We start from the raw sequence: 12,642 nt of genomic DNA on the forward strand, positions 1-12,642 counted from the left end.
ATTGAATAGATAAAATTCTTCATAAAAAAACACCTTAATGTTAAATTTCAACATTAAGATGTTTCTAAATTATCTATTCTTCATATAATCATATTTATTCTTTTTAGGTGTACATGATTTTTGGAATTGAACTTCTTTTAAAAACAGTGGAATTTTAAGTGCTCTATTCACACGTTTTAAATCAGTTATAATTCTATATAACCACTCTAAATTAAGTTTAATAAACATTTTTGGTGCACGTTTAACATTTCCGCTTATGACATCAAATGAGCCGCCTACCCCCATCATTACTGTATGCTCAAAGTGATGACGGTTATAATAAATCCAATCTTCTTGTTTAGGAAAACCCATTGCCGCAAAAATAAAGTCTGGATTAAATTTCTTGATTTTCTTAGTTACTTTATAATCTAATACATGTTTATAGCCATGTTTATGATCAAACGTAATATTTGGATATTGTTCTTCTAAAATTTTGCGAGTTGCTTTAACGCCTTCTTTAGAAGAACCTAATAAGAATACTCTCTTACTACTTGCGTTAGCAATATTCAACATTTCTTCCATTAACTCTATTCCCGGAACACGTTCTTTTAATGGCGTATTTAAATATTTAGCTGCTTTAACAATACCAATACCATCTGGTACAATGTAATCTGCATGTTTAATACGTCGTTGATAGTGATTATTGCTATAAGCATAATGTGCAATTTCAGGATTAGCTGTTACAATAAATAAATTGTCTTTCGTTTCCTGATTTACAAAATACTTAATGCGTTCTACCATTTCATTTGCCGTCAGGTTTGCAAATGGCAAACCTAGAACATTAACGGTTGGAGGCTTAATCACGTCATACGAATTCTCTCTGTTTAACTCTATTTGTTCACTTATACTATTTAAATCTTTTTCTAGTACTTTTGCCATTTGTCTCACCTCTCATTCTTCACTATAATTTACACCATTTCCATAAATTTTACAACAAATTTACATTCTATATTTGATAAGTAGTACACATAATTCATTTAAATTGTTGAATTTTACTTGTATAATCATATATGATGTATAATATGCAAAAATAGATATTTCAAAACACAATACGAATAGAAGGGTAAATATATAATATGAAAAGATTTGCAAAAATAGGTTTACTTTTGATGTCAATAGTACTCATGATTCTACCCGTAGTATTTGGACTCATGCTTTATCTTGAAACTAAAGGTGCGATTAATGATTCATTTCTTGATTCTAAAAAAAGCAAATCATCTTTAAGAGATAAGCCAGTAGATCCTAGTTTAGATCATGTGTCGGTATTATTTTTAGGTGTAGATGATAGTACATCAAGACGTGAAGGTGGTCAAAAAGCTAACCAATCTCGTACGGATGCTATGATTTATACAACATTTAATAGAGATAAAAAGCAAATACGTATGGTTAGTATTCCACGTGATACATTAAGTTATATACCAGCCGTAAAATATTATGATAAAATCACGCACGCTCATGCAATAGATGGGCCAGAAGGTTCAATGGAAAGTGTTGAAAGTACTTTAAACGTTCCAGTAGATTACTATGCAAGAATTAATATGGAAGCTTTTGTTGAAGTTGTAGATGAGCTTGGTGGTATTGAATATGATGTACCATTTGATTTAAACGAGCCTAACACAGAAGATAAAGGACGTATTAAAGTTAAAAAAGGTAAACGTAATTTATCTGGTGACGAAGCACTTGCAGTTGTTCGTTCAAGAAAACAAGATTCAGATTTAGAGCGTGGTAAACGTCAAATGGAAATGATTAAAGCCATTATCAAAAAAGCTCAAGAAACAAATTCTATTAATAAATTAGATGACTTAGTTAAAATCGTTGGTAAAAATGCGAAACACAATTTCACATTTGAAGATATTCAAAACTTAGCAACGACTTATTCATCAAGTAAAGTAAAAATCAAAACAGAACAAATTACAGGAACTGATGCTAATTTCAATGGTGTTTACTTCTTCAATCCTGACTTAGATAATTTATTAGAACTTTCTAATAAACTTAGAAAAGACTTAAACTTACCTAAAACTAAGAAAACAGAATTGATGAATTATCTTATGATTCAAGCGTATGGTGATTTAACACCTTATATCGAAGTATCTAAGAAAAGTCTAAAGAGCGGAAACACATCAGGTGACAACGATTCAGCTGAAACAGTTGAACCAGCTATAGAACCTGATACTGAAGAAACAACAGAGCAGCAGACTGAACAACCGTCTGAGCAACCATCCGAACAGCCTGTAGAACAACCTGTACAACAAACACCTACAGAAGAAGTACCATCACAAGAAGTACCACAACAACCAACACCAGATCAAAGTGGTCAAGCACCAGATCTAAGCGCTCAACAACCTGGTCCAGAAGTTTACTAGGAAAGGAGGCAAATTATGATTCAACGTAAAACATATGAAAAATATGAACAAATCAATACAATGTTTGATGCACTTGAAAATCAAATCATTCATTCTGGAGATTTGTCTCACTTCAGACAAAATTTGTACTATGTTAATCACGAACATCATGAGAATTATGAAGCGTTATTACTATACTATAATCAAGCAAACAACGATCCAATTGTAGATGGCGCTTGTTACATCATTGCCATCCCAGAAATCTTTAATGTTATCAATATCTTTGATAACCCCCTACCTTTTTCATGGGTATATACAGAAACAGGCTTAACAGAAGAAATGAAATCATTAAGTGTTCATTTACAATATCTAGTAGCAGCAGCACTAGAAACAAGCCAAATTCAAATATTTACACCAAGCGGATATACAATGGGTATGACAAATTGGAGCATTCACCAATTAAGATTATTTTGGCAATATACCGCAATCGTTAGAAGACAAGCAGTACAAACGATATAAATTAAAAGCTGAACCGTATAAAGTGGTTCAGCTTTTTTGTGTGGACAGAAATAAGATGGACTTATTGTGAAAATATAGTGTGAATGTTGCTAGATTGGATTGTCTTGCAATATACGAGTGATCTATGTTGCTAGTTTGAGTAGTCTTGCAATATTCGGGGCTTCTATGTTGCTAGTTTGAGTAGTCTTGCAACATTCGGCGGCTCTATGTTGCTAGTCAGCCTCGTCTTGCAATATTGGTGATGTTTATTTATCTTGTTTGCTCAGTCTTGATAAATACAACGCCTCTATTTATCTTGTTTAGACAATCTTGATAAATACAGCGCTTCTATTTATCTTGTTTGGGCAATCTTGATAAATACAACGTCCCTATTTATCTTGTTTGCTCAGTCTTGATAAATACAATGCCTCTATTTATCTTGTTTAGTCAATCTTGATAAATACAGCGTCCATATTTATCTTGTTTGGGCAGTCTTGATAAATACAGCGTCCATATTTATCTTGTTTGGGCAGTCTTGATAAATACAACGCTTCTATTTATCTTGTTTGGGTAGTCTTGATAAATACAAGTTCTTTTTACAAAATATTTGTTATTTATTGAGTTTTTTATTTACTACATCAATTAGAATAATCATAATGTATAATAAATTGAATCAATACAATGGAGGTATCATGATGATTAAAATAGCAGAAAGCGAAAAAGATATACAAGATGGATTAAATATTAGAAAAACTGTCTTCGTTGAGGAACAAGGTGTTTCTATAGATGCAGAGATAGATGAATTTGAAAATGTTTCTAAGCATGTTGTTCTATATCACGATGATAAACCAGCTGCGGTAGGTCGTTTTAGAAATTATAAAGATGGATATGCGAAAGTAGAAAGAGTTGCTGTTTTAAAACCTTATAGAAAATTTGGTTATGGCAAAGATGTAATGAATTTTATTAACGAAAAAGCTAGTGAAGATGGATACAAGGGTACTGTACTTAATGGACAATCTCACGCTAAAGGTTTCTATGAAAAATTAGGTTATAAAACTGAAGGCGAAGAATTCTTAGAAGAAAACATTCCTCACTATTTTATGAAACTAACATTTTAGATAAATTATTAATATCTCAAATATTAAAGTTACATTACATTTCATAAAAAGTTCATCTTTTAATATTAAAAAGCCTTATACTGTTTATAAATAAATACCTATACAAAAGGAGATTGTTTATGGATAAAAAATTCTATTACAAAACCCCCGCACTTGTAGCAATGACATTAGCAGGTACTACGCTTGTAACACATCAAGTTAATGCAGAAGAACAAACAACAAACAAAGAAAATAAAAACATCATTGAACAACACGATAATGCTAGTCAAATTCAAGATGAACAAAAAGAATTAAAAAGCCAATCTTTAAACGTTTCAGGTACGAAAGAATATAAAGATCCTTCTATCATTGATGAACCAAAACAAGAAGTGGAAAATACAGCTGATGCAACAGTACAACCTACTTCTAATGAAGAAGAGCAAAATTCTGATGTAGCTTCTACTGAAGATAATACTGAAATCACTAACAACGAAGACGTTTCTGATGACTCAGTTCAAAATACTTCTAACGAAGAAAAACAAAACTCTGATGTAGCTTCTATTGAAGATAATACTGAAATCACTAACAACGAAGACGTTTCTGATGACTCAGTTCAACCTACTTCTAATGAAGAAGAGCAAAATTCTGATGTAGCTCCTACTGAAGGTAATACTGAAGTTGCGAACAACCAAGAAGTTTCTGAAGATTCAACTCAACCTACTTCTAACAATGAAGACCAAGACACTGTAGTAGCTTCTACCGAAGATAATGCTGAAGTTACAAATAACGAAGAGATTGCTGAGGATTCAACTCAACCTACTTCTAACAATGAAGACCAAGACACTGTAGTAGCTCCTACTGAAGATAATGCTGAAGTTTCAAACAACGAAGACGTTTCTGATGACTCAGTTCAGCCTACTTCTAACGAGGAAGAGCAAAAAACTGATGTAGCTTCTACTGAAGATAACTCTGAAGTTACAAATAACGAAGAGGTTGCTGAGGATACAGCTCAACCTACTTCTACTAATGATGTTCAAAATACTGAAGCGGCTAATAGTACTCAAAATGACAAAGTTCAATTAGAAACTGCTAGTGTTCAACCACGAGTTAGTACTTTTGCATTTAGATCTGTAAGTAGTGCGCCTGTTGTTAAAAAAGCAGTAGCTACTACTAGTTCTTATAGTCCTACAGTAAGTTCATCAATTAATAGTCAAATTAGAAATAATAATTATACAGTGCCGACATATGTTGAAGATTTTTCAAGTCATATTCCTAAAATTCCATATCGTAATGGTGTTGGTAAACCTGAAGGAATTATTGCACATGAAACTGCAAATCCTAATTCAACAATTCAAGGTGAAATTGCATATATGAAAAACAACTACGAAAGTGCTTTTGTACATGCCTTTGTAGATGATAATAATATTATTGAAGTTGCGCCAACTGATTACTTAGCTTGGGGTGCTGGTGGTGTCGCAAATGAACGATTTATACATGTTGAATTAGTTCGTGTTTATGGCGGAGATCGTTTTGCTCGCTCTATTAACAATTATGCAGATTATATCGCAACAAACTTATCATATTATGGCTTACCATTTGATAGTGCTGAAAATGATGGTACTGGTACTTTATGGTCTCATGATGCCGTTTCAAGATATTTAGGCGGCACAGATCATAGTGATCCATATGGTTGGTTTGCAGAAAATAATTATACTTTCAATGAGCTTGTAGATTTAGTGAGAGAAAAATATTTATATAAAACAGGTAGCGCAACTCAACCTACTACGCCTGTAGTTTCTAAGCCAAAACCTACTACACCTGTAACGTCTAAACCTAAGACTTCTACGCCTGTAGTTTCTAAGCCTAAAACGACTACTCCTGTAACGTCTAAACCTAAGACTTCTACACCTGTAGTTTCTAAACCTAAAACGACTACTCCTGTAGCGAGTCCTGCTAAAACAGTAGTTGTTAACTATAAAGGTAAAGTTAATACAAATGCATCAGGTGTCTATAGTTCAGTTTATGATACTAAAACAAAATCAGCTGCTAACAAAGTAGGTAAAACATTTAATATCGGTAAACAATCTAACTATAACAACCAAGTATATTATTTATTACAAGATAATAACGGTACACCTTTAGGTTGGGTGAAATCTAGTGATATTCAACTGCAAAATAATACTAAAGCAACTCCTAAACCTGTTGCTTCTAAGAATGTAAAACCTAAAGCAACTCCGAAACCTCTTGCTTCTAACACAGCGAAACCTAAAGCAACTCCTAAACCTGTTGCTTCTAACACTGCGAAACCTAAAGCAACTTCTAAACCTGTTGCTTCTAATACTGTAAAACCTAAGGCAACTCCGAAACCTGTTGCTTCTAACACTGCGAAACCTAAAGCAACTCCGAAACCTGTTGCTTCTAACACTGCGAAACCTAAAGCAACTTCTAAACCTGTTGCTTCTAACACTGTGAAACCTAAAGCAACTCCGAAACCTGTTGCTTCTAAGACAACAAAGGCAAACGCAGTTGCTAAAACGGTTCGTGTTAACTATTTAGGTAAAGTTAATAAAAATATTTCTGGTGTATATACTTCTGTATATGATCAAAAAACTGTACCTGCCATCAACAAAGCAGGAAAAACATTCAAGATTGGTAAACAATCAACTTATAACAATCAAACATATTATCTACTTCAAGATAATAATGCTATTCCATTAGGATGGGTTAACGCTAAAGACGTTCAATTGCAAAAAGCAACAACACAACCAAAAGTTGTTAATAAACCAACTGTTGCTCAACCTAAAAAGACTAATGCTATAAAATCAAGTGCTGTTAACAATCAACTTATTGTCTTAAAAGAGAATTATCAAAACTACTTAATTTTTGATAACAGTGGATACTTCTATAGTGAACCTTCAGTATCTAAAAAGACATTACTCGGTTCATTACAAAACTATCAATATTCATACTTTAAAGTGATTTCATCTCAAAAAGTTGGTAATGAATTATGGTATAAAGGTTTATTAAATGGTAAAACTGTATGGATTAACGCTAAGTATTTACAACTCGCTACAGAATCAACAAATATTTCAACTAGCCCATACACGTTAGATCAAGCTGTTGATATTCAAATGGCATTAAGAAATGGTTCTGAACCTAAAAAAGTATTAGCAAGTGGTATTAGAAATGCTACTAGAGCTGAAGTTAAAGATGCAATGGATACAAGTAAGTATGTAAACGATCCAGTTCAAAAATATCAATTTTTAGACTTAAACAAATCTCAAAATATTTCAGTAACTAAACTAAATGACTTGTTACGTGGAAAAGGAATTCTTGAAAATCAAGGTAGTGCTTTTAGCCAAGCTGCAAAAGCAGTAGGTATTAATGAAATTTATTTAATTTCACATGCATTATTAGAAACTGGTAACGGTACAAGTGATTTAGCTAACGGTGGAGCAATTGACCAAAATGGTAATGTTGATTTAAATGCACAAACAAAATATTATAATGTGTTTGGTGTTGGCGCTATTGATAAAAATGCATTATACGGCGGTATTAAATATGCACAACAAGCTGGATGGAACACACCTGAAAAAGCAATCCTAGGTGGTGCTCAATTTATAGCTAATAATTACATTAAATCAGGACAAAACACACTTTATAAAATGAGATTTAATCCACAAAATCCTGGCGTTCATCAATACGCAACAGGCATAGACTTCGCTAAGTCTAATGCAAAACGAATTAGCGACTTCTATCAACAGATTCAAACAGACGGTCAATATTACGATGTTGACCAATATAAAGCATAATATTAAAGTAAAAACCAATGCCTTTAAAAGGCATTGGTTTGATTTTATAGTATTAACGAAATAAAATTATTTGTACTTTTGAAAAATTTAATTTATAATCTACATTTCAAGCAATTTGTAGATTATCGTTTTAGGGGAGCACTTTTCATGGCAAACGAAAAAGAAAGAGACCATTATTTTGATAACGCACGATTTTTCTTAATTGTGTTAGTTGTATTCGGTCATTTAACAAGATCTTATGTTAATGAAAGTCATATTTTCAAAGCACTATATATGTTTATTTATAGTTTCCATATGCCAGCATTCGTACTGATATCAGGATTCTTTGCTAAAGGTGTAGGAAAACCAGGTTACATAAAAAAAATTACAATCAAACTGTTACTACCCTATTTAATATTCCAATTATTTTATGGTTTATATTACTACTATATTGATAGAGACGATACATTAAATATTAGTCCCTTCGATCCACAATGGGCAATGTGGTTCTTAGTAAGTTTATTCTCATGGCATATTATTTTGCACTTTGTGAGAAACTTCAATCCATATATCACATTTACAGTAGCAATATTATTAGGTTTAGTTGTTGGTTACTTTGACTTTATTAATGCAAAACTTAGTCTATCAAGAACATTTGTATTCTTCCCAATTTTCCTATTAGGCTATTACATCAATAAAGAACAGTCATTAATTTTAAGAAATAAAAAACATATTTGGTTATCTTCCATTAGTTTAATTGTTATTTTCATTGCTTATTTACTAACTGATTATAACTTTGAATGGTTATTTGGTAGTAAACCATACTCTGCACTTGAAGGCGATGTAGACGTTTATAGTGCATTAAAAAGATTATTTATATATGTGGTCATTTTCGTTTCAACATTTAGTTTCTTAAACTTAATACCAGAACGTAAATTACCATTAACTTATATTGGTTCAAGAACAATGTTTATTTATTTACTACACGGACTTTTCGTAGGTCTATTCCGTTCAAAAGAATGGGATCAAATGTTATTAGACCAACCTTATGTTTGGGTTGCAATCATTCTTATAACAATTGCTATTGTCTACTTCTTTAGTAGCGATCTTGTAAGACATTACGCAAGTCCCGTTGTTAACATTAAAAAGCCACCAAAAAAGAAAAAATAAATATAGAAAAGCCAATCCTTTGAGTACATAACTTAAGGATTGGCTTTTTTGTTTATCTAATTAATGTTGCATACGATATCGTTCCTATAAATTTATCTTCACTATTTAATAAATAAGCAGGTATTTGTACATGTTTATGTGTAATGGGCGCTAACTCATGATTGTTATTATAAAGATTTTCTAATACTTCATAGCTCGCACTTAATAAGTATGTTAAATAATCTACCCACTCTTGCGTATACGGTGTATCTGACTGAATAAATAATATTGGATTCTCTTTTTTAGACGTTGGTTGCATAAAATCAGAAACAAATTTTCTTTCGTCTAATGATAGTTCTTCTTTCACTTTAAATTTAATATGGAATTGCGCATTCTTAATAAGTCGATTATCTTGCCCGAAATAATATCGATGAAAATGTGGTAATTGAGCTTCTGCTCTACAAATATGTATTGAATCTTCTTCAAATGAAACCATCCATTGTTCATCATTATTTTGTATCAATACAAACGTTGGATGTGGTAACCAATCAAAAATATTTAAAGATAGTAGTAACTTTAATCGTTGATTCATATTAGCTAAATTCACCATATAAACATCCCCTATTATTGTAATGTTTCCCTTATTGTAATACGTTTTCTAAATTTTTGCTATATTCATTTATTTGTATGCTTTTTAAAGTTATAATTAAACTATCGTTTTGAAGAGGTGAAAAAAATGCAATTACCATTAAATAAATTTGCATCTCAACTTCAAGTGTCTGGAATTAGAGCGATATCTAACCGTATACCTGAAATTGATGATGTGATTAACTTAACAGTTGGTCAACCTGACTTTCCTGTACCAACAAGTGTTAAAGATGCAATGAAAGATGCAATTGATCATAACTTTACATCTTATTCTCATAATGCTGGTTTACCAGAATTGAGAAAAATCGTTGCACAATATTATAAAAATCGCTTCAATGCTTCATTTGAAACGGATGAAATCCTCATCACTAATGGTGCAAGCGAAGCGTTAGACACGACATTAAGAGGGATTCTTGAACATGGCGATGAAGTATTAATTCCTTCACCAGTATATGCTGGGTATGTCCCCCTTATCGAATTGTTAGGCGCTAAACCTATATACATAGATACTACCCAAACTGGCCTTAAAATAACACCTGAATTAGTTAAATCTCATATTACTGATAAGACGAAAGCTATCTTGCTGAATTATCCTAATAACCCTACTGGTATTACGCTGAATCAACAAGAAGTAGAAGCACTTGTTGATGTATTTAAAGACTACCCTATTTATATAGTCAGCGATGAGATTTATGCTGAGAATACATTTAATCAAACCCATACATCTTTCGCTTCATATGACGCAATCAAAGATCAATGTATTTTACTAGGTGGCTTAAGTAAGTCTCATTCAATGACTGGACTTAGAATTGGCTTTTTATTAGGACCACAATATGTTATGAAACAATTAACATTTGTACATGCCTATAATTGTATCTGTGCAAATGTACCGAGCCAATATGCTGCAATTGAAGCATTAACAAATGCAATTGATTCACCTAAAGAAATGAATAAAGCGTACATAGAACGCAGAGATTATGTATACAAGCGATTAATTGAAATCGGCTTTAAATTAAATGAAAAACCTCAAGGTGCATTTTATATTTTTCCGCAAATATCACATTTCGGAATGGATGATTATGAATTCTGTATGAAAGCACTTGAAGATTACCACGTCGCGATTGTACCTGGTTCAGCTTTCACCCATATTGGCAAAGGCTATATTAGAATTTCATATGCTTACAATTTAAAAGCACTTGAAGAAGGACTGAATAGATTAGAAAGAATGATTCAAGAACTATTTTAAAGGGGCTGGAACACAATGAATTTATTATGGCAAACGTTTGAAGATAGAAGCGATTTACTTAAAAGCTTGGTCAGACATCAATCTATAACACATTCAGAAGGAGAAAAGACTTTTCCTTACTTTTTAAGGGATCAATACTTAAAGTTAGATTATTTTAAGCGTAATGCTGATCAAGTTATGCTGCAACCGACTGGGGATGGTCGTCATGCAGTTCTTGCATATTACAAAGCACCACAATCAAAAAAAACACTCGTTTGTATAAGTCATTTTGACACGGTCGGTATCGATGATTATAGCGAATATAAAGATGATGCTTTTGATATGGATAAAATTACAGAGAAATTTCGACAAGATATGAAATACTTAACGCCTGATGCTAAAAAAGATATCCAAACACAAAATTATTTATTCGGACGTGGTTCAATGGATATGAAACCAGGTCTTATGATACATATGTCTCTGATAGAAAAAGCAATCCAAGAATCATGGGATATTAACATAATCGTAGTTTCAGTACCTGATGAAGAAGTTGAGTCTAAAGGTATGCATGCTGCCGTTCAAAAGCTCAATCAAATTCGTAAAGTAGACCATTTAGATATAGCTTTACATTTAAACAGTGAACCTACTTTTTCACAAGCAGAAAATGACCCAAATCATTATGTTTATTCAGGTACAATAGGCAAAATCATGCCTTCAGTATTATGCTATGGTAAAGAAACACATGTTGGACAACCATTGAATGGTATTAGTTCGAACTATATACAAAGCTTTATTAATAGCAAAATGGAATACTGTACTTTGTTTAAGGAAACATATAAAGATGAAACGACGCCGCTTCCAGTCTCTCTCATGAGTAGAGATATTAAAGATCATTATGACGTTCAAACACCATTTAGAACTGTTTCATTATATAATGTATTCTTATTTAACAGAAATGCAGAACAAGCTTTTAAAATTTTTAATGACGTAGTAAAAGATGCCATTCATACATGTGAAAAAGCATACCAAGAAACATTAAAATCCGAGGGCTTTGATAAAAAGTTATCCATTAATATCTTAACTTTCAAAGAATTAAAAGCACTTGCAATAAAAGAGTATGGTGAAAGTAAAATTAATCAAATCATTGAACAAATTGTTCATGAAATTCCTGATGAAAGAGCACAATCAATAGAAATTACGGATCGATTTATGCATATGCTGAAAGGTTTAGGACCAAGTGTCGTGACATTCTTTGCACCACCTTATTATCCTGCTGCACACTCTTCTGAAGATCCATTTATTGATGAAATCGTCCAAACTGTTAGTGAAACATCTTTAAAACAGTTTGATAGAGTGTCAAAAAGACAATATTTCTTTAATGGTATTAGTGATCTGAGTTATGCCAAATATAGACAAGACGATTTAGGATTTGAAAGCTATATTGAGCAAACACCTGTCTTTAATCAATCATACTTTATACCATTTAAAGATATACAAGAAATAAGTGCACCTGTCATAAATATTGGACCTATCGGTAAAGATGCTCATCAAGTAACAGAACGTATCAACATGAAAAGTGCGTTTGAAGAAATACCTACTATTATCGAGCAAGTTATAAGAAAACATTTATTATAAAAATGAGAGTTTGGGACAGAAATGTTCTAGACTCTTTTTCATATTTTCAGAAATATAGTGCTGAACATTGCAAGTGAAGCGTTACATGCAATGTTGGAGGGCTGAATATTGCTAGATTGATCAAACAAGCAACATAGAACTTCTGTATATTGCAAGACACATCAAACAAGCAACATAGAGGCTCCTATATTGCAAGACTACCCAAACAAGCAACATAG

At 32.1% G+C, this 12,642-nt stretch carries 9 protein-coding genes; 7 read left to right on the top strand and 2 right to left on the bottom strand.

Features of this window, described 5'->3' with window-relative positions; genetic code table 11:
- Nucleotides 1-69: 69 nt before the first annotated feature.
- Complete coding sequence (locus LQ677_RS02315; RefSeq protein ID WP_025905458.1) at nt 70-918, bottom strand: WecB/TagA/CpsF family glycosyltransferase; 849 nt, start codon at nt 916-918, stop codon at nt 70-72.
- A gap of 197 nt (nt 919-1,115) precedes the next feature.
- Between LQ677_RS02315 and LQ677_RS02320 the strand changes: the two genes are divergently transcribed.
- The 5 genes from LQ677_RS02320 (at nt 1,116) to LQ677_RS02340 (ending at nt 8,937) form a co-directional block, all read left to right on the top strand.
- On the top strand, nt 1,116-2,402 hold the full coding sequence (locus tag LQ677_RS02320; protein WP_191836715.1) for an LCP family protein: 1,287 nt from the start codon (nt 1,116-1,118) through the stop codon (nt 2,400-2,402).
- Nucleotides 2,403-2,420: 18 nt separating this feature from the next.
- On the top strand, nt 2,421-2,900 hold the full coding sequence (locus LQ677_RS02325) for a DUF2538 family protein (protein WP_025905460.1): 480 nt from the start codon (nt 2,421-2,423) through the stop codon (nt 2,898-2,900).
- Between the two features lie 674 nt (nt 2,901-3,574).
- Nucleotides 3,575-3,997 carry a GNAT family N-acetyltransferase gene (locus tag LQ677_RS02330; RefSeq protein WP_037588927.1) on the top strand — a complete coding sequence of 141 codons (423 nt, stop codon included), beginning with the start codon at nt 3,575-3,577 and terminating at the stop codon, nt 3,995-3,997.
- A gap of 119 nt (nt 3,998-4,116) precedes the next feature.
- Entirely contained in the window at nt 4,117-7,788 is a 3,672-nt protein-coding gene (locus LQ677_RS02335) for an N-acetylmuramoyl-L-alanine amidase (protein ID WP_275583243.1), read from the top strand.
- A gap of 147 nt (nt 7,789-7,935) precedes the next feature.
- Nucleotides 7,936-8,937 (top strand): acyltransferase family protein, encoded by a 1,002-nt coding sequence (locus LQ677_RS02340; RefSeq protein ID WP_196308043.1) that lies wholly within the window; start codon nt 7,936-7,938, stop codon nt 8,935-8,937.
- Between the two features lie 52 nt (nt 8,938-8,989).
- On the opposite strand, the gene LQ677_RS02345 is transcribed toward LQ677_RS02340, so the two are convergent.
- Entirely contained in the window at nt 8,990-9,526 is a 537-nt protein-coding gene (locus LQ677_RS02345) for a hypothetical protein (protein WP_025905464.1), read from the bottom strand.
- Nucleotides 9,527-9,652: 126 nt separating this feature from the next.
- Here LQ677_RS02345 and LQ677_RS02350 point away from each other — a divergent pair, with 126 nt between their 5' ends.
- A complete protein-coding gene (locus LQ677_RS02350) occupies nt 9,653-10,810 on the top strand; it encodes an aminotransferase class I/II-fold pyridoxal phosphate-dependent enzyme (protein WP_191836718.1) in 1,158 nt (385 codons plus the stop codon).
- 15 nt (nt 10,811-10,825) lie between these two features.
- A complete protein-coding gene (locus LQ677_RS02355; protein WP_191836719.1) occupies nt 10,826-12,424 on the top strand; it encodes a M20/M25/M40 family metallo-hydrolase in 1,599 nt (532 codons plus the stop codon).
- The last annotated feature ends 218 nt before the right edge of the window (nt 12,425-12,642 follow it).

Source organism: Mammaliicoccus sp. Q-M61 (genome assembly GCF_022386055.1).
GTDB classification, from domain to species: Bacteria; Bacillota; Bacilli; order Staphylococcales; family Staphylococcaceae; genus Mammaliicoccus; species Mammaliicoccus sciuri_A.